The 18,390-nt window shown below is 60.9% G+C and carries 14 protein-coding genes; 9 read left to right on the top strand and 5 right to left on the bottom strand.

Translation table 11 applies throughout. The annotated features are described in order from the left end of the window. Positions 1–139: 139 nt before the first annotated feature. Both KBX19_RS05875 and KBX19_RS05870 read right to left on the bottom strand, forming a co-directional pair. Positions 140–2,236: an acyl-CoA dehydrogenase family protein gene (locus tag KBX19_RS05875; RefSeq protein WP_005289470.1), complete on the bottom strand. Its 2,097-nt coding sequence runs from the start codon at positions 2,234–2,236 to the stop codon at positions 140–142. Positions 2,237–2,284: 48 nt separating this feature from the next. After that, on the bottom strand, positions 2,285–3,580 hold the full coding sequence (locus KBX19_RS05870; protein ID WP_305082912.1) for an acetyl-CoA C-acetyltransferase: 1,296 nt from the start codon (positions 3,578–3,580) through the stop codon (positions 2,285–2,287). 203 nt (positions 3,581–3,783) lie between these two features. Between KBX19_RS05870 and KBX19_RS05865 the strand changes: the two genes are divergently transcribed. The 3 genes from KBX19_RS05865 (at position 3,784) to KBX19_RS05855 (ending at position 7,358) form a co-directional block, all read left to right on the top strand. Further along, positions 3,784–5,118 (top strand): 3-oxoacyl-ACP reductase, encoded by a 1,335-nt coding sequence (locus tag KBX19_RS05865; RefSeq protein ID WP_370687003.1) that lies wholly within the window; start codon positions 3,784–3,786, stop codon positions 5,116–5,118. Positions 5,119–5,123: 5 nt separating this feature from the next. Continuing rightward, positions 5,124–6,428, top strand: a complete 1,305-nt coding sequence (locus KBX19_RS05860) for a MaoC/PaaZ C-terminal domain-containing protein (RefSeq protein WP_255997880.1) — start codon at positions 5,124–5,126, stop codon at positions 6,426–6,428. 144 nt (positions 6,429–6,572) lie between these two features. After that, positions 6,573–7,358 (top strand): DUF4191 domain-containing protein, encoded by a 786-nt coding sequence (locus KBX19_RS05855; RefSeq protein WP_255994770.1) that lies wholly within the window; start codon positions 6,573–6,575, stop codon positions 7,356–7,358. A 114-nt stretch (positions 7,359–7,472) separates the two neighbouring features. On the opposite strand, the gene KBX19_RS05850 is transcribed toward KBX19_RS05855, so the two are convergent. Beyond that, positions 7,473–7,946, bottom strand: a complete 474-nt coding sequence (locus KBX19_RS05850) for an RDD family protein (RefSeq protein ID WP_255997879.1) — start codon at positions 7,944–7,946, stop codon at positions 7,473–7,475. 104 nt (positions 7,947–8,050) lie between these two features. Here KBX19_RS05850 and glnA point away from each other — a divergent pair, with 104 nt between their 5' ends. Together glnA and KBX19_RS05840 are read left to right on the top strand one after the other, a co-directional pair. Next, positions 8,051–9,460 carry a type I glutamate--ammonia ligase gene (glnA, locus tag KBX19_RS05845; protein ID WP_255997951.1) on the top strand — a complete coding sequence of 470 codons (1,410 nt, stop codon included), beginning with the start codon at positions 8,051–8,053 and terminating at the stop codon, positions 9,458–9,460. A 337-nt stretch (positions 9,461–9,797) separates the two neighbouring features. Further along, entirely contained in the window at positions 9,798–9,989 is a 192-nt protein-coding gene (locus KBX19_RS05840; RefSeq protein WP_255997878.1) for a hypothetical protein, read from the top strand. 141 nt (positions 9,990–10,130) lie between these two features. Here KBX19_RS05840 and KBX19_RS05835 read toward each other — a convergent pair whose 3' ends face one another. Further along, the gene (locus tag KBX19_RS05835) at positions 10,131–10,322 is read right to left on the bottom strand and encodes a hypothetical protein (RefSeq protein WP_255997877.1); all 192 of its coding nucleotides are present in this window, start codon (positions 10,320–10,322) and stop codon (positions 10,131–10,133) included. A 732-nt stretch (positions 10,323–11,054) separates the two neighbouring features. Between KBX19_RS05835 and KBX19_RS05830 the strand changes: the two genes are divergently transcribed. From KBX19_RS05830 to KBX19_RS05815, 4 genes are all read left to right on the top strand, one after another. Continuing rightward, on the top strand, positions 11,055–11,426 hold the full coding sequence (locus KBX19_RS05830; protein ID WP_255997876.1) for a helix-turn-helix domain-containing protein: 372 nt from the start codon (positions 11,055–11,057) through the stop codon (positions 11,424–11,426). Positions 11,427–11,435: 9 nt separating this feature from the next. Next, the gene (locus KBX19_RS05825) at positions 11,436–13,589 is read left to right on the top strand and encodes a site-specific DNA-methyltransferase (RefSeq protein WP_255997874.1); all 2,154 of its coding nucleotides are present in this window, start codon (positions 11,436–11,438) and stop codon (positions 13,587–13,589) included. Then, the gene (locus KBX19_RS05820) at positions 13,589–16,204 is read left to right on the top strand and encodes a DEAD/DEAH box helicase (RefSeq protein WP_255997872.1); all 2,616 of its coding nucleotides are present in this window, start codon (positions 13,589–13,591) and stop codon (positions 16,202–16,204) included. The genes KBX19_RS05825 and KBX19_RS05820 overlap by 1 nt, the downstream gene beginning before the upstream one ends. 438 nt (positions 16,205–16,642) lie before the next feature. Next, entirely contained in the window at positions 16,643–17,485 is an 843-nt protein-coding gene (locus tag KBX19_RS05815; protein ID WP_255997871.1) for a hypothetical protein, read from the top strand. Between the two features lie 558 nt (positions 17,486–18,043). Here KBX19_RS05815 and KBX19_RS05810 read toward each other — a convergent pair. Then, positions 18,044–18,178 (bottom strand): hypothetical protein, encoded by a 135-nt coding sequence (locus KBX19_RS05810; RefSeq protein ID WP_255997870.1) that lies wholly within the window; start codon positions 18,176–18,178, stop codon positions 18,044–18,046. Positions 18,179–18,390: the final 212 nt, after the last annotated feature.

Here is an 18,390-nt window from a genome sequence, read left to right as displayed (position 1 = left end):
TTTTGACCTGGGTTTACAGATGAGCAGTATTCCAGAAAACAGCGAGTAGTATTCTAGAGCTGAGAAGCACTCGAAAAGCTAAGGCCTCCCGGATGTGATCCGGGAGGCCTTGCTCGTCTAAGCGACTAGCTACGTAGAGCTAGTTCTCTTTCGCCGTGGTCGGGATGTTGGACCCAACCGTCCACGCCTCCGGGTTGTCGCGGGAGGCGTCGGTGCCGCCGTCCTTGAAGATCGGACGGTCGAGCACGACGGACGGGACTGCGAAAGCGTCCACGAGAACCTCAGACCAGGGGCCAAGCGAGTCGACCAGGTCGTTGATGGCGGCGCGGGCTGCCTTGACGCGGCCGGAGGAGATGACGTTTTGCTCCTGGTACCAGCCAGCGTTGCGGATGATGGTGTCGAAGACGAACAGGTGGCGGACCTGCTCGAATACGGCACGCTCGGTGGAGCCGACCGGCAGGGAACGCTCTGCTTCGATCATGGCCTGGACCATCAGGTTCTCGATGTACGCCCATGCGGCGTTGAGCATGTGGTCCTGGGCCTTGTCGATGACCTTTGCGCCCTCGGCACGCGACAGCTTGCGTGCGCCCTGGATGCGGCGGATCAGGGAACGCATCACCAGCTGCTCGCGCAGCTGGATCACCTTGAGCTGGTAGTCAGCGTCGAAAAGCGACGCTTCTTCGCTCGCGAACGTGTCCACCACGGACTGGACGGTGGCACCCAGGCCAGCGCGGGAGCGGAAGATGTCCGTCACGTTGGTGGCGGCGTACTTCACAATGTCCATCGCAGACGGGTTAGCCATCTCGCTGGTGTACGCGGTGAGCAGGTTCTTGCCGGCCAGCTGCAGCAGAACGGTGTTGTCGCCCTCGAACGTGTTGTACACATCGGTGTCTGCGCGGAAGGTGGTCAGCAGGTTCTCGGACATGAAGCCGGCACCACCGCACGCCTCGCGGCACTCCTGGATGGTGTCGGTGGCGTGCTCGGTCGCGACGGCCTTGAACGCTGCAGCCAGGGTCTCCATCTCGCGGGATGCCAGGGCCTGCGCCTTGGTCGGGTCGGTCACGGACCACTCGCCGGATGCCTGACGTGCGGTCTGATCCGCGTAACGCTGGGTCAGCTGATTCTGCAGCAGCTGGATAGCGTAGGTGCGGGCCAGCGGGATGATCAGACGGCGGCGGTGCGCACGGTAGTCGATCAGCTTGTCTTCACGGCCGGCGTCACCGTAGTCGAACTGGCGGCGCTGGTGCGCGTATTTCGTGGCAATGGCCAGTGCGGACTTGGTCGCGCCTGCGCCGGCAGCACCGACGGCAATACGGCCGCGGATTAGGGTGCCCAGCATGGTGAAAAAGCGGCGGTTCTTCGACTCGATCGGGGAGGTGTAGTTACCGGCCTCGTCGACATCGCCGAACTGGTTCAGCAGCGCTTCGCGCGGGATGCGGACGTTGTCGAAGGTCAGGGTGCCGTTGTCAACACCGAGCAGGCCGCCCTTGTGGCCGTGGTCGCCGATCTTGACGCCCTCGACCGGGGAGCCGTCATCCTCGCGAATGCGCACAACGAAGCAGTGCACACCGTGGGACTCTTCCTCGCCCGGGGTGTAGAGCTGGGCGAAGACTGCGGACCAGCGGCCATCGCGGGCGGTGTTGCCGATGTAAACCTTGGTCGCCGACGGAGACGGAGAGTGGATGATGAACTCCTGGGTCTCCGGGTCATAGGTCGCGGTGGTCTCCAGGTCCTGGACGTTGGAGCCGTGGCCACGCTCGGTCATGCCGTAGGAGCCGAGCATGGACAGGTCCATAGCACCTTGCGCGTACTCGCGGTGACGCTCGGTGCCCAGGACGTCGACTGCGCCGCCCCACAGTCCGAACTGCACACCGGACTTAATCGCAAGGGAGCCGTTGAACTGACCCAGCAGGTCCAGGCCCAGGATGCCCACGTGGGCCTCGCCGGAGCCGCCGTTAGCTTCGGAGAAAGCGGTCTGCATCATGCCGGAGCCAGCCACCATCTTGACCTTTTCCAGCAGGGCGGCGCGGATGTCCTCAACCGAGCCTTCGATCATCGGGAGGGCTTCTTCCCGGTTGAGCTGCTCGCGGATGTCGTCCTTGCGCTCGCCCCATGCGCCGTCAAGCAGATCCTTCAGCTTCCCCGCGACAGCTGCATCGGGGGTTTCTGGCAGCGTCTGCGGTTGGCGGGATTCCGGCTTGGCCTTGCGGCCTTCCTTTTCCTCAACAGAGGTCATGGTTGTGTTCCTTTACGGAGAGTGGTGAATAGGTGAAGCCTTGGCGCTTTAGCGCTCAATGATCGCGACGACGCCCTGGCCGCCTGCTGCACAGACGGAAACCAGGGTGCGGCCGCCACCGTTTTGCTCCAGCACCTTGGCAGCCGAAGCGAGGATGCGTGCACCGGTCGCGGCGAACGGGTGGCCGGCTGCCAGAGAGGAGCCCTTGACATTGAGCTTGGAACGGTCGATGGAGCCCAGCGGAGCGTCCAGGCCGAGGCGCTCGCGGCAGTAGGTCTCGTCTTCCCATGCCTTGAGGGTGGCCAGCACCTGGGAGGCGAACGCCTCGTGGATCTCGTAGTAGTCGAAGTCCTGCAGGGTCAGTCCGTTGCGCTCGAGCATGCGCGGGACAGCGTAGGTCGGAGCCATGAGCAGGCCGTCCTTGCCTGAGACGAAGTCAACGGCTGCCAGCTCGGAGTCGACGATGTACGCCTGGACCGGCAGGTTGTTCTCCTTTGCCCATTCCTCGGAGGAGAGGAGGACAGCCGCTGCACCGTCAGTAAGCGGGGTGGAGTTACCCGCGGTCATCGTTGCGGTGCCGCCGTGCTGCTCCGCGTCCTTCTTGCCGAAGACCGGCTTGAGCTTCGAAAGCTTTTCGACGGAAGAGTCCGGGCGCAGGTTAGTGTCGCGCTGCACGCCGAGGAACGGGGTCATCAGGTCGTTGAAGAAGCCCTCGTCGTAAGCCTTGGCCAGGTTCTGGTGGGAGGTTGCTGCCAGCTCATCCTGGGCCTCGCGGGAGATTTCCATCTCGCGGGCGGTGATGGCGGCGTGCTCACCCATGGACAAGCCGGTGCGCGGCTCGCCGTTCTGCGGCTGCTCCGGAGCCAGCTGGCTCGGGCGGATGGAACCGACGAGCTTGAGCTGATCAGCGGTGGACTTGGCGTTGGACAGACGGATCAGCGTCTTACGCAGCGTGTCGTTCACAGCCAGCGGGGCGTCCGACGTGGTGTCGGCGCCGCAGGCGATACCGTTCTCGATGCGGCCCAGAGCAATTGCGTCAGCGACCTGGATCGCGGAGGTCAGCGAGGTGCCGCAGGCGTGCTGCAGGTCGAAGGCCGGAGTGGTGGATGCCAGCTCAGATCCGATCACCGATTCGCGCACGAGGTTGAAGTCGCGTGCGTGCTTGAGCACAGCACCACCGACGACGAGACCCATCTCCTGGTCCTGCAGACCGTAACGCGCCACTAGGCCGTTGAGGGCCGAGGTGAGCATGTCCTGATTGGATGCGTTGGCGTATTCCTTGTTGGACCGAGCGAACGGGATGCGGTTACCGCCGAGGATGGCTACCTTGCGAGGTTCATTCATGCTTATTCCTGCACTTCCGTGAAAAGCGTTGAGAAACCCAGGATCTTCCTGCGATTTTCTCCGGACTTTTGTTTGGCACTTTACAAAGTCATTCCTTTGTAAGGTTCGTCACCATAGTGATCTTATAATAGTATCCGACACAGAGCCACCGATTTCGCACGGTTGCCCTTGCCTCAGTACGTGCCTATATGAAGGAGAAAATAGTGGCATCCCAAGGCCTCCTCGAACAGTTCATCAACTCCCCTCTCGCTGCCAAGGCTGGTGTCCCCCAGGGTTACCCGCTGCGTCGTTACAAGCAGGGTGAGCCCCTGCTCCACGGTCCGGTCGTCGTTGGCGGTGAGGGCCGTCTGACTCCAGCTCTGGCCGAGCTTCTCGATGGCCCTTACAAGCTGTTGAAGGCCGAAGCAGACACCAAGCGTGCTGGCATCGTGTTCGATGCCACCGGCCTGACCAAGCCGGAGGAGCTCGAGGCCCTGCACAAGTTCTTCCACCCGCAGCTGAAGAAGGTGCTGGACAACGCCCGCATCATCGTCATCGGCACCACCCCGGAGCTGGTCGACGGCGCAGATGAGCGCATTGCACAGCGCTCGCTGGAAGGTTTCACCCGCTCCCTGGCAAAGGAGATGCGCAAGGGCGGCACCGTCCAGCTGGTGTACGTGGACCCCTCCATCGACGGCGGCCAGATCTCCAAGGTGGAGTCCACCCTCCGCTTCCTGCTGTCCGGCAAGTCCGCGTTTGTCGACGGCCAGGTCATCCGCGTCACCCCGGCCGATGTTGATCAGCCGGAAGACTGGGAGAAGCCGCTGGCTGGCCGCCTCGCCGTGGTCACCGGTGCCGCCCGCGGCATCGGTGCCGTTATCGCAGAGACCCTGGCCCGTGACGGTGCCAAGGTGATCTGCGTGGACATTCCGCAGGCTGGTGAAGGCCTGGCCAAGACCGCCAACAAGGTCAAGGGCACCGCTTTGCCGCTCGACGTGACGGACCCGAAGGCTGCGGAAGAGATTACTAAGCACGCACAGGAGCGTTACGGCCGCAAGATCGACACAATCGTTCACAACGCCGGTGTCACCCGCGACAAGCTGCTGGTCAACATGGATGACAGCCGCTGGAACATGGTCCAGAACATCAACCTGGTCGCACCGGTGCGCATCACCGAGGCTCTGCTCGAGGCTGATGCATTCGCTGACAAGCCGGCCATCGTCGGTGTCTCCTCCACCTCTGGTATCGCCGGTAACCGCGGCCAGACTAACTACGGCACCACCAAGGCTGGCGTGGTCGGCTTCGTCGATGCGCTTGCCGACAAGATCGCTGAGAAGGGCGGCTCCATCAACGCTGTGGCTCCGGGCTTCATCGAGACTGAGATGACCGATGCCATCCCGTTCACCACTCGTGAGGTCGCCCGCCGCCTGAACACCCTTAGCCAGGGCGGTAAGCCACTCGACGTTGCTGAGACTGTTGCGTACTTCTCCGCTCCGTCGTCGACCTCCGTCAACGGCAACACCGTCCGCGTCTGCGGCCAGAACCTGGTTGGAGCTTAAAAAACATGACCACTGCAGTAGGTAAGGGTCCGGAGAAGGACCCCAAGAACGACGCACAGCAGCAGGCTGAGGCAAAGGCTGCCGAGGTCAAGGCTGAGGCAAAGCAGGCCGCCGCCAAGGCAGAAGACAAGGCCGAGGACGTCGCCGACAAGGCGAAGGCAACTGCCGCCGACGCTCAGGATCGCGCTGAGAACCTCGCCGACAAGGCTGCCGCGAAGGCCGAAGAGGTCAAGAACACTGTGGCCGACAAGGTTGAGGACGTCCAGGAGAAGGTCTCCTCCACGGCAGAGGAAGTCAAGGCCGACGCAGAGGCTAAGGCCGAGGAGGTCAAGGCAGAGACGGACGCTAACGCTGGCGCTGAGACCCACAACGAGCGCATTGTGTCCGGCAAGACCCGCGACTTTCAAACGCTCAAGGCCGTGCCGGATCTGAAGGCCATTAACCGCAAGATCTTCATGGGCGCTCTGCCCGTCGTGGGTGAGACCCGCTCCGCGAAGGGTGATCCGACATCGGCGATCCAGGTCGACGGAGTGAAGATCGACAAGAACAACCTCGCCGCGTACACCTCCGCGACTGGGCTGCGCTTGGGCAATGAGATCCCGCCGACGTACTTCTTCGTGCTGGCGTTCCCGATGATCATGGACCTGATGTCCCGCCCGGACTTCCCGGTTCCGGCAATCGGTGCGGTGCACGTGTCCAATGTGATTGAGCAGTCCCGCACCCTCACGGTCGATGAGACCTACAACATCCGCTGCTACGGCCAGAACCTGCGCCCGCACCGCCGCGGCCTGATCGTCGACATGATCACCGAGGTCACCCCTGAGGGTGAGAACGATGTCGTATGGCGTCAGACCTCGAGCTTCCTGGCAATGGGTGCCAAGTTCGCCAAAGACGCCGAGCTGGCTGTGACCACCCGCGGCGAGGACACCGGCAAGGTTCTGCCGAAGCCGGAGCTACCAGAGTTCAAGCCGAATGCTCGCTGGCGCTGGAACCGCGACAACGTCAACGCGTACGTGGATGCTTCCAACGACCACAACCCGATCCACACGTCCAACGTGGGTGCGAAGCTGTTCGGCTTCCCGGCGGTCATCGCGCACGGCATGTACTCTGCTGCCGCGGTCCTCGCTCCGCTCGAGGGCAAGCTGCCAGGCGCGCTGCGATACTCCGTCGAGTTCGTCAAGCCTGTTGTCATCCCGGCCTCGGTGGCACTGTGGACCATCGAGCAGGGTGACGGCTCTTACGAGCTGCAGCTGCGCGGGTCTTCCAGGCCGGAGAAGCTGCACCTGAACGCAGAGATCAAGGCGCTCTAGCCCAAGCCTGCTTATCGACGACAACCCGCGGCCCCACTCCCCCTTTGTGGCGGCCGCGGGTTTGTCGTTGTCCCGGATGGGGCGGGGTAGGAACGTGGCGGGCGGGGGACGTCGATAAGCATGCGGATTGATAGGCTTGTCCCCATGGCCAAAGACAAGCAAGCAGCCGCAGCGAAGACCGCGAAGAAAGAGCAACGCACCGCGAAGCGCTCCCAGCGCAAGCAGACGCGCTCGCAGGTGTGGCAGGCGTTCAACATGCAGCGCAAGCGGGATAAGAAGCTCATCCCGTACATGCTGCTGGCGATCCTCGGTGTCGGGCTGGCGTTCTTCCTGCTGGGCATGCTGACCGGCGGAAAGTGGTTCCTGCTGGTGCTCGGCCTCTTGTTCGGTTTCGTGCTGGCCATGTTCATCTTCACCCGCCGTCTTGAAGGCTCCATGTACGAGGAGATCGGCGATACTCCGGGCGCTGCCGGTTGGACGCTGGACAACATGAAGAACACGATGGGCATCGTGTGGCTGACCAAGAAGGCTGTCGCCGCGACGCCGCAGATGGATGCCGTGCACCGCGTGGTAGGCAACCCGGGCGTGGTCTTGGTTGGTGAAGGCGACGAGAAGCGGCTGAAGCCGCTCATGGACAAAGAACGCAAGCGCGTGGACCGTCTCATCGGCGGCGTGCCCATCCACGAAGTATTCGTCGGCAGCGGCGAGGGCCAGGTTGAACCGAAGAAGCTGCAGCGCCACCTGTTGAAGCTGCCGAAGAACTACCAAAAGGACGAGGTCTACTCTATGAACGCCAAGCTGGAGGCGATGGATAACGTCCGTGGCGGGCAGCAGCAGGGCCTGCCGAAGGGTCCAATGCCGCACCAGGCGCAGAACATGTCGGGCATGAACCGCAAAATGCGCCGTATGCAGCAGCGTCAAGGCAAGTAAGCACCCTGTGCGCGCGCACTGCGGGCGCTCCTAGTTCGCCATAAGATCCCTCCCGCTACATCGATTTCAACAGGAAGCTCGACGGCACTCCCCGCCCGATCAACGCTTAGCTTTCTAGCTCAGGATGACTGTCGTGCCAGTTGCGCGGTCGTGGAGGCCGCGGCCGTTAGCGTCAACCATCGCTGCCGGCAAGATGAACGCGGTGAGCAGCGTGCGCACAGCGGCGCGCCACAGACCGACGGGGTTACCGGGGTCGTCGATACGCGCAACGCCCATGCCCAGCACAGCCATGCCCGGTGTCCTCGCGAACAGCCATCCGGTGACAATGCCCAGAACGATCCACAGCAGATACCTCAGCGTGGGCACGTCGCCGAGCCCGGACGTGTACATGTTGATGAACGCGGCGATGATCCAGCAGATCACCCAGTCAATGAGTACCGCGCCAGAGCGCCGCAAGACTGACGCTTGCGCCCCAGATCCCTCTTGCGGCAGGCCAAGGTTTTGCCCCGGCCATTCGCCGGGTTCAGCCCAGTCATCACCGGTGTTGAGCTCGGGCCCGTCGCGCCAGTTTTTCTTGGGGTTCGCCATAGATGTCAAGGATAGAGGACGTCTATTTTTCGGTACGATCGATGGGGTAACTGATCCGCAATCAAGGAGTTTTCCCCGTGGCCTTCGACAACATCCAGGACACAATGAAGTTCATCAAAGACGAAGAGGTGGAATTCGTTGATGTCCGCTTCACGGATGTTCCGGGCATCGAGCACCACTTCTCCATCCCCGCGTCCATGTTTGACGAGGATGCAGTAGAAGAAGGTCTCGCATTCGACGGTTCGAGCATCAAGGGCTTTACGACGATTGATGAGTCCGACATGATCCTCATGCCGGACCTGGCAACCGCGCAGATCGACCCCTTCCGCAAGGCAAAGACTCTGAACGTGAAGTTCTTCGTGAACGACCCGTTCACCCACGAGGCATTCTCCCGCGATCCGCGCAACGTGGCGCGCAAGGCCGAGGAGTACCTGGAATCCACCGGCATCGCCGATACCTGCTTCTTCGGAGCAGAGGCGGAGTTCTACCTCTTTGACAAGGTCCGCTACTCCACCGCGGCAAACAAGAGCTTCTACGAGGTCGACTCGATCGAGGGCTGGTGGAACCGCTCCCGTGAATCCGAGCACGACGGTTCGCAGAACCTGGGCCACAAGACCCCGATGAAGGGCGGCTACTTCCCGGTCCCTCCGGTCGACCAGACCATGGATATTCGCGACGCCATGACCCTCAACCTGGCCAACGCCGGGTTTGAGATCGAACGTTTCCACCACGAGGTGGGCACCGGCGGCCAGCAAGAGATCAATTACAAGTTCAACACGATGCTGCACGCTGCAGATGACCTGCAGACCTTCAAGTACATCATTAAGAACACAGCGCACCAGTGGGGCAAGACCGCGACGTTCATGCCCAAGCCGATCGCCGGCGACAACGGCTCCGGCATGCATGCCCACCAGTCCCTGTGGAAGGACGGGGAGCCGCTGTTTTACGACGAGTCCGGTTACGGCGGTCTGTCCGACATCGCCCGCTTCTACATCGGCGGCATCCTCCACCACGCTGGTGCTGTCCTGGCGTTCACCAACCCGACGCTGAACTCCTACCACCGCCTGGTTCCGGGCTTTGAAGCGCCGATCAACCTTGTGTACTCCCAGCGCAACCGCTCCGCCGCGATCCGTATCCCGATCACCGGCTCCAACCCGAAGGCTAAGCGCATCGAGTTCCGCGCTCCGGACCCATCGGGCAACCCGTACCTCGGTTTCGCGGCGATGATGCTCGCCGGTCTGGACGGTGTGAAGAACCGCATCGAGCCGCACGAGCCGGTGGACAAGGACCTCTACGAGCTGCCGCCGGAAGAGGCCAAGTCCATCCCGCAGGCCCCGACATCCCTCGAGGCCTCCCTGGCCGCGCTGGAAGAGGACCACGAATTCCTCACCGAGGGCGACGTGTTCACCGAGGACCTCATCGAGACCTACATCAAGCTCAAATACGACCTCGAGATCGAGCCGAACCGCCTGCGCCCGACGCCGCTGGAGTACGAGCTGTACTTCGACGTCTAAAGCTCAAGGCATTTTGCGCAACTGACCTGCGGTTATTTGTGAAACTGGCCCTGAAACCAAAACCCACGGTTTCCGAGATGGATTCCGTGGGTTTTGCCCTGTCTGGCACCTTTTTTCGGCCCGGTGCGGCCCGCGTTTTGGCCGGTTTTCGGCGCCAGCCCAACACGTGTAGACCGTGGCCCCGTGGGCGACGGTCTAGGCAGCGTTGTGGCCGGATTGTGGTGGTGCGTTGGCTCCGGCCGAGTCCACGAAGTCGGTGGCCTGCTTCTTGCGTGGTGGGTGACGTACCCGTTACAGAGACGGCGTATTCCACCATGTTCGGGTCGAACACGCTGGTATGGGTCAGCTCCCCGCCGAGTGGGTAGTGGTGAGCGCCTCGCGTGCCACGACGATCATGGCGTTGCGGAGTTCAGACCAGCTTGACGCGGTGGGCAGGACGTGTTTAATCACGGTGTTCACGGTGAAGTCTCGGACAGCTGCCCACTCTTGCCTGATCATGGAGCGCGGCACGTATGCCCGCGCCGCGTGAAGTAGTCTGTCTCTTGTTGCAGGCATTGTTCCCGCTCCCTTCGCACGACGGCGTTTCTTAACAGAATCACTACAAGGCAGGCACGACAATGCGGTAGAAAAGCGAACCCACGTCGAACATTGCAGGTCGAGGCATGCACGGTTACGACTCCCAGTTGGGCGAGACGATGTGCAAGTCTTCGCGGCGCACCCGTTTCGAACCAACAATCGGTGGAATCTCAATGGCTCTGTAATCGGTGTCGCGGTTGATAGCGAGAATCGCAGCCCGACTGATCTGCGCGTAGCTAACCCAGCGCTCTAACTCCTCCACCTCCACGCCGCCGCACAACTGCATAACATTCTATCGATCAAGCGCCTACCGGCGAGAGGAAACCCGAGCGGAGCCAGTCGGGCGAACGGTACCTGCTGCGCCCTGCCCGTAACACCGCTTTGGCCTAGACTCGCTGCCGCCGCGCGAAACTCGGGACGAATCGGATTCCGCTCGCCATCCAGCGACACGAACTCACCATTCTGTACTAAGTCGGGCCTTGTGTCCCGCGCGGGCGCGACGGTCAGGCACAGGCTCCTCGGTGAGCCAACGGCACACCTGCGCCAGTTCTTACGGGGACAGTGGTGCGCTCTTCGTCTTTGCATGGTTAGCGATTTTTAACGGCCCCCGCTTACGAATATCGCCCAGCGTTTGTACTGTCGCTTCCGGGTCCGGCGACGTCCACGCCCAGCACAGCCGTAGAACCGTGCGATCTTGCCAGGTATTCGTGTTGATGCCAGGTTGCTCTGCAACCGAACAGTCGATCAAGTCGAGGCCCAGCAACTCGTGTGCGTCATCGGCGCCGACCTCGCCCCACACCTGGCCCACGGCAGTGACCGTCGCCCAGTTGGAACACGGCGTAGGCCGACCTTTGTGGCGGGTGAAGGAACAGAAAACTCGCATAACCGCACAGTGACGCGCTCACACACGTGCCGTAGCGCGCGGGCAGGACTTCCGGCGTGCCGAAAGGCAGCAGGGCTACATGAGTTTCAGACCACCATACCGTTTCTTTCGGGAGACACGAAGTAATCTGGAGACATGCCGGAAGCTAAGCAAGGACACGGGCGCACGCCGCGGCCAAGTCCCAGAACCCTGTACCCCGCGTGGCCCGACGACGACACCACAGCGGGCGCGCACGCGCTGGTGCAGGCGTTCGTGCGCAACCTCGCCGCGTTTGTTGCCGAACAAGCAGGTAACGGCGTGTCCCAGGCCGAGTTGGCGCGGCGGTCCGGTGTCGCCAAAGGCACAGTGAGCAAGGTACTACGCGGCGACGTGTGGCCCGATTCCGTCACCGTCGCCCGCTTCGAGCAACTAGCCGGCCGCAGGCTCTGGAACGGGCCAATCACCGTCATGTCCCCTGATGTCACCATTCCGCAGACATCGACCACCGACACAAACCCGAAGGATTAGCGAGAAACCATGTCACGACTTAGCGACCTGATTGCGCAGGCCAAGAAGGAAAACCCACGACTGGGCGCTGCGTTGGAGCAAGAGTTCCATGCGCGGACGAACCGCACGTTCGGGCTGGTGTTTGAGCGGCACCTGCCGGAGGAGGTGGAGTTGCCGGGCCGTCCGGTGCACCGCGGCGACACCGTGCACGTACTGCCCCCGCGCGGATTAGACGAGACACCGGATACCCGCACCTGGATCGTGACCGACATTCGGCGCACCGACACCGGCCGCGTGGCTCAATTGGTCGAAGCTCACCCCCAGGCCGACGAGCAGCCGGAGATGAAAGACGCGGTGGACGTGGCCGATCTCGTTGTCACCGCCGAGCAGGATGACGTGATTTATCCGGGCCTGGTGCAGACCGGCGAAGTGATCGGCAGCGACGACGAGAACGCGCCGTTCCACAGCGTGATTAATGCGGAGAACTACCACGCGCTGAAAATGCTGACCTACACGCACTACCACTCCATCGACTGCATTTACATCGACCCGCCCTATAACACCGGCGCAAAGGACTGGAAGTACAACAACGACTACGTGGACGGCGACGATGGCTACCGGCACTCCAAGTGGCTGTCGTTCATGGAGCGGCGTTTGCTGGTTGCGAAGCAGCTGCTCAACCCCGACAATTCCGTGCTCATTGTGACCATCGACGAGAAGGAATACCTACGTCTCGGCATGCTGCTAGAGCAGACGTTTCCGGAAGCCCGTATTCAGATGGTGAGCAGCGTGATTAGTAGCCAAGGGTCAGTTCGGGGAGGGGACTTCGCGCGCTGCGGCGAAATGATTTTCTTCGTCATGCTAGGAATTTCCGGTCCGACGAAATCCGACGACGACATGCTTAACGAGGGTTTATCGGAGACGAAATCACAACTCTGGTTTCAATACATCCGCACTGGTAAAGGGCAGATTAGGTCTGCGCGGCCGGCCCTTTTCTTCCCGATTTTTGCAGACCCGGCCACGGGTAAGATTCACTCCATTGGCGACCCCCTCCCATTAGATCAGGAACGCGAATCAGTTTCGGTTCCAGATGGATTGATTGCCGTGTGGCCTGAACGGCCTGACGGAACGGAGGGGTACTGGAGGACAAGCGTGACAAACGCACGTTCCAGAGCCAATAAGGGACTGCTTCGGCTAGGTCAATCGAATCGGACTTCCAGCGGTTTATCGGTAATGACGGTGAACAGCGGTACCGAAAAACGAATAGAATCCGGCGAGGTAGTAGTCACGGGCTACGCGGAAAACGGGGCGGCGATATTGGATGAGGTAGTCGGTTCCAATCTTCGTAACCCCAAGTCCATTTGGAACAAGGTTTCCCACAACGCCGGCTGGCACGGAACGAAACTCAACCTTCGATTACTCCCTGGACGGGAGTTTCCGTACCCCAAGTCGCTGTACGCCGTCGAGGACGCGCTACGGTTCTTCGTGAAGGACAAACCGGACGCGACCGTGTTGGACTTCTTCTCCGGCTCGGGCACCACCGCGCACGCGGTAATGCGGTTGAACAAGCAGGACGGTGGGCGCAGGCGTTCTATCTCGGTGACGAACAACGAGGTTAGTGCGGACGAGCAGGTCGCGCTGCGTGCGCAGGGCTACCGACCAGGTGACCCCGAGTGGGAGCAGTGGGGTATCTGCGACTACGTGACGAAGCCGCGCGTGGAAGCAGCGATTACGGGACGGACCCCTGCCGGTGAGCCGATTAAGGGTTCGTACAAGTTCACCGATGAGTTCCCAATGGCGGACGGTTTCGACGCGAACGCGCGGTTCTTCACGCTGACCTATGAGGCGCCCACGCGGGTGCGGCACAACCGCGCCTTCCCAGAGATTGCGCCGATGTTGTGGATGCGTGCAGGCCAGAGCGGCCGCATTATCGACCAGATACCAGAGCGGGGCTGGGACCTCACCAACTCCTACGGTGTGATTGAAAACGTCGCCGCGTCGGCAGACTTCGTCGCAGCGGTGCAGCAGAGCGAGTCGGTCAAAGTGGTCTATATCGTGACCAATGACGACCTGGTGTTTGAATCAATGGCGCGAGAACTGGCAGACACCGGAACCGAACTGGTTCGTCTTTACTCCACCTACCTCAACAACTTCGCCTTCCAGCAGACACGGGAGAACCGCTAATGAAGTACACGCTCATGCCATACCAAGAAACGGCCTCCGACACGATCATGGAGCGGATCGACAAAGCAGCAGGTGCAAGGTCCATCGACCAGCAGGCAGTGTTTGCGCTGTCTGCTCCGACCGGGGCCGGCAAGACCGTGATTGCTACCAGCGTGTTCGAGCGCATTTTGATTCCCAGCGACGACCGCGTGGAGGACGAAAACGCCGTCATTTTGTGGCTGTCGGACAACCCGGACTTGAACGAGCAGTCCCGCTACCGGATCGAAACCGCGTCAAGTGACCTCGCCACACGCACCGTCACGTTGGACAGCAGCTTCAACCTGCCCACGTTCGAGCGCGGGTGCATCTACTTTCTGAACACGCAGAAGTTGGGCAAGGGCACCAAACTCACGGGCGGACGCAAAGACACCCAAGACCCACTCATTGGACGCGGTGACACCATGCAAGTCACGTTCTGGGACACGCTACGTAATACCATCAACTCCGACCAGCACAACCTAATTTTGGTCGTGGACGAAGCCCACCGTGGCGCGGGCAGGCAGCGAACGGACAAGGCGACGATTCTGCGCCGCCTGATTGAGGGCCACACCCCGGAGGGCCATACCGAGCCGGTCCCGCCGATCCCGACGGTCATGGGTATCTCCGCAACCCCCGGCGCGTTCAAGTCGATGGTGCACTCCATGTCCGGTAGTCGCCTGGTACTCGACGACGTGACTGTGCCGGTGGCCGACGTGCAGGAGTCAGGCCTCATCAAGGACATTGTCGAGTTGCGAATCCCCGGCGAGGAGGGCAGGTCGTTTGACGGCGTGTTCGTCCAAGACGCAGCCCGTCTGCTTGCGGACACCACGACCCGATGGGACGCCTACCACGCCGAGCAAGGCGGCGACGGTGAGCGCGTCGTCCCGCTCATGGTCGTGCAGATGAAAGACAAAGCCACCGACGAGGACGTGTATCAGGCCATTGTCGCTATCCGAAAAGGGTGGCCGCAGATTCCGAGCACGGCGTTTGGAAACGTCTACGGTGAACACACCGACATAACAGCGGGCGACACGCTGGTTCCCTATATCGAACCGCAGAAGGTGCAGGAGCGCACCGATATTCGTGTTCTGTTCGCCAAGACCGCCATCTCGACCGGCTGGGACTGCCCACGTGCCGAAGTCATGGTGTCGTATCGCACCGCCCGCGACGAAGCCCACATCACGCAGGTCATTGGGCGCATGGTGCGCTCCCCGCTTGCGCGCAGGATCGAGGGTAACGACCTGTTGAACTCAGTGTTATGTATCCTGCCGCAGTTCGACCGCACTGCTGCCAGCACCGCCGTGGAAAACATCAACCGCGACAACACACCAATCGGTCCCGGTGGAGGCAGTAGCGGTGAGGGCGATGTGCCAGTGAGCGAGGTCGTGATCGACCCGGTCACGCTGTACCCCATCGACAACGAAGCCGTGTGGCAGGCGTTTCGTGCGCTGCCACGCATGGTCGCACCGATCCGCTCCGATAAACCCATCTCCATGCTGCTCAATCTCGGTATCGAGTTGCAGCGCGACAGCTTGCTGGACGGCGGCAAAAAGGTGGCCGAGGACGAACTAATCGCCATCGTGAACGGATACCTCACCCGCTACGAAAAACAGGTGGCGGACAAGCGCGACGACATTCTCAAAGTCGAAACCGAGCGGCTTGTATTCGGTTACGCCGGCCGCGAACTCTCCGTGCACGAAGCCGCGCCCTCCCTGTACGCGGATCACCACGTGATCGACGAGGCGTACCGCGCAGCAATTCCGGTGTTCACACGCGCCCTGGCCGACATGTGGGTGGACGCACGTGCTGACGCGCTCGCTGCCGCTGACCCGGACGCGGACGAGGACGAACTGCTCGACGAAGCACGGCTGCAACTGGCGGCACTGGCCAGTATCGCAGGCATTGCTCAGTCGGTGTCCGACAATGCCGACGACGTAGCGAGTGACTGGTTCGCTAAGTACAACGCCGAGCTGGCCGTGCTGCCCGATTCTCGCAAGGCGGCCTACCAGCCGTTGCGTGAAATGGCGACCACGCCGAGCCACGAGCCGCTGACCAAGCCCGCCAACCGCACTGTCGCGCCGGGCAAGGCGGGCAAGGACGGCGAACTGGTGCCGTTCGACACCTACACCGGCCACCTGCTCACCGCGAAGGGCGGCGACGCACCGTTGCACCTGAATGAGTGGGAAAAGCACGTGGTGGGTACCGAATCAACCCGCAGCGGTGCGACTGCCTGGTACCGCAACCCGTCGCGAGCGAGCGCGGAAGCCCTCACTGCGGTCTACTACGACGGCACGACGGAGCAGTGGCGCAACATGCAGCCCGACTTCATCTTCTTCCGCGAGGTGGAAGGGGTGGTTCGTCCCTCCATAATCGACCCGCACGGCCACCACCTGGGCGACGCGCTCGACAAACTCCGCGCGCTGTCCAACTACGCCGCCGAGTTTGGCGACCAGTTCGTGCAAATCCTCGCGGTCTCCGGCGAGAACACCGCGTCGTTGAAATCTGTGGACTTGAAGGATCCGACAACACGGACGGTGATTGAAAAGGCCGACACCGCCGCCGAGGTGTACGAGCAGGTAGGTCGTGCGTACAAGTAACGCGCGGGAAAACCGGGCGGGGTTTGTCGGGAACCGTGTGTGAACTTGCAGCACAATTCGCTGGCCAGCCGGTTCCGCAAATGTTTCCGCGGTACACTTTCAGATCCCTAGAACTTAAGCCCTCGCCCAGCACGACGAAACCCCGAGATTCCACGCGAATTTTCGGGGTTCGTGTTATCTCAGGCCCATTTAGGCCGGGATCTCGCCACCGCACGAGCCGTTTTCGCCGCCGAAAGACGGATTGTAGAACACGGTCCTTTACGGGGTTTCGTGACCTCCTACACCGGCGTGCCAGCCCTAAAAGTAGTGATTATCGTAGCAGCATTGAGCGTCAAGATTGCATGAGGCGATGTGATCGAAATTGAAGGATTTCGCCTGGTTCTAAACAGTGGCGAAACTCTGGCTACAGACAACGTCATTCAGGAAGATGATTAAGTGGTGAACCCATTCACGGAAGACGCAGAAGGTCCAGCAAGTAAACAGGAGAGATTCCTTGAACCATTCCCACTAAGCAAACTCATCGATACGGTAGACGAATGCATACATTTCTTTAGCCATATCCCTAATGCCCCATGGCCTGGCAGCAAACTTCACTACCTCAATGAGGTCGCCTCGGTTGGGCCACTGACGGTTCATCGGTCGCTCAAGTCCAGTCTGTTCAGGGGCATCCAAACGCTGCGAGCGGCAAACGGAATGTGGTTCTCAGAGACCCCGTTCAAAAACGGGAATGAGATTGGGTTTCGTAAAACGCCGACTGATATGGCTACGCTTGTAATTCTGATGAGGACGGTTGAGATGGCCTCCTCTAGAGTCAACTGGGTAATCTTACCAGCCGATACCGCTACATCCAAGGAGCGCGCTAAGCATCTGATGAGGAATGAATGCACCTCCATGCTTGAGGCAAAGAAGCACACAACAGGTCTTCAAACTCAGTCCGGCGTAGCGATCCCGATACCTTTCGAAGAAGCCGTCTTGAAGGCCCAACGAGGACAGTTTCGTGGATTAGAACGAGTCTCTCAGAGCAAAATTATCAAAGAAGCCGCAGAATCGTTCGCCACTTACCTCGGGCTGGCCGGTAAGCATCCTCCGGTTAGCCAAGACCAGACCATTTATATGTGGAATTTATCCAGCGTGATCGCACATGGCCAAGGCTGGCCAGTAGTTACGGATGTTGCAGAAGCTTTAGAACCTGTTCTTGTTCAATGGGTGGAAGTTGTTGCTCAACATCTCCAGATCGCTACTTTGCGGTTGCAGGCGTGCAGCACTGACAACTCATCCTAGGAAGGTTTGAGCGGTTTACTCCTAGCTCAGTTCCTCGAGCCGGTTTCAAGGGATTCGTTCTTCCGAAGTACCGGGCGGGGACGCTGAATTGCCTGAGTAACGACAGAACCCAAGGATACACGGGAATAAGCCGGTGGGGCCCGTGAGAACTCAAGGGGTTACCCAGTTAACTACGGTTTGCAAATGGCCCGAAAGTGCCCGCCCGATAAGTGTTCCCTCTCAGGGATCCCCCTTAATAAGCCACGAATTTGGCTTCATACCTCACAGAACCAGCAAGAGATCAATACCATAAGCTAAGCAACCGATACATCAGCTGCCAGTGATTCCCCCTTGGTCGTGCGCTCCGTCCTCCTGCTTGTCTAACCCACTACGGCGAAAGAATAGTTGCGCACCAGCCGACATGGGTGTCATCTCTCCTAGAGGCCATCTTCGCCCTCCGTGTCTCACCGGCCGTAATCTGCGGGCGCTATGGTCTGTCGAGTTGCGTTTCACGTGGCGGAATTTCGATCTCGCAATCCTGCCCCACACGACTTGCGGAATAGAGACGGCCCCAGCAGTTCACACGGTGGGCAACACATTTGCCCACGCGCTAGACTCTTTCGAGGTGAGCGGGGTGGGTCTGGCGGCGACGTCGATAAGCGCGCTCACGACTTCTCTGCTGGTAACCGTGGCGGCGACTGGCTCGATCTTCATGGACCCGGTCTGTAGGTTAGGCTTCGTTGACGTACCAGCCTGAACCGTCCGAAAGGGCCCGCACCGTGAGTACCCCTTACAACCCATTTTCCGCCCAGCCCCCGAATGCGCACCAGGGCGGTTACCCGCAGTACTTGAAGCGTCCTGGTTTTCGTTCCGCTTATTGAACGCCCAACGGGTGGGCGTGTGATTGTTGATAGTAGGCGTCTTCC

The organism is Corynebacterium sp. CCUG 71335, from assembly GCF_024454075.1.
Classification (GTDB): domain Bacteria; phylum Actinomycetota; class Actinomycetes; order Mycobacteriales; family Mycobacteriaceae; genus Corynebacterium; species Corynebacterium genitalium.
This window is presented reverse-complemented; position numbering and strand designations above follow the sequence as displayed.

Coding starts and splice junctions, on each gene's coding strand:
- KBX19_RS05875 (WP_005289470.1), bottom strand. CDS start 2,236: ATGACCTCTGTTGAGGAAAAGGAAGGCCGCAAGGCCAAGCCGGAATCC.
- KBX19_RS05870 (WP_305082912.1), bottom strand. CDS start 3,580: ATGAATGAACCTCGCAAGGTAGCCATCCTCGGCGGTAACCGCATCCCG.
- KBX19_RS05860 (WP_255997880.1), top strand. CDS start 5,124: ATGACCACTGCAGTAGGTAAGGGTCCGGAGAAGGACCCCAAGAACGAC.
- KBX19_RS05855 (WP_255994770.1), top strand. CDS start 6,573: ATGGCCAAAGACAAGCAAGCAGCCGCAGCGAAGACCGCGAAGAAAGAG.
- KBX19_RS05850 (WP_255997879.1), bottom strand. CDS start 7,946: ATGGCGAACCCCAAGAAAAACTGGCGCGACGGGCCCGAGCTCAACACC.
- glnA (WP_255997951.1), top strand. CDS start 8,051: ATGAAGTTCATCAAAGACGAAGAGGTGGAATTCGTTGATGTCCGCTTC.
- KBX19_RS05840 (WP_255997878.1), top strand. CDS start 9,798: ATGGGTCAGCTCCCCGCCGAGTGGGTAGTGGTGAGCGCCTCGCGTGCC.
- KBX19_RS05835 (WP_255997877.1), bottom strand. CDS start 10,322: ATGCAGTTGTGCGGCGGCGTGGAGGTGGAGGAGTTAGAGCGCTGGGTT.
- KBX19_RS05830 (WP_255997876.1), top strand. CDS start 11,055: ATGCCGGAAGCTAAGCAAGGACACGGGCGCACGCCGCGGCCAAGTCCC.
- KBX19_RS05825 (WP_255997874.1), top strand. CDS start 11,436: ATGTCACGACTTAGCGACCTGATTGCGCAGGCCAAGAAGGAAAACCCA.
- KBX19_RS05820 (WP_255997872.1), top strand. CDS start 13,589: ATGAAGTACACGCTCATGCCATACCAAGAAACGGCCTCCGACACGATC.
- KBX19_RS05810 (WP_255997870.1), bottom strand. CDS start 18,178: ATGAAGATCGAGCCAGTCGCCGCCACGGTTACCAGCAGAGAAGTCGTG.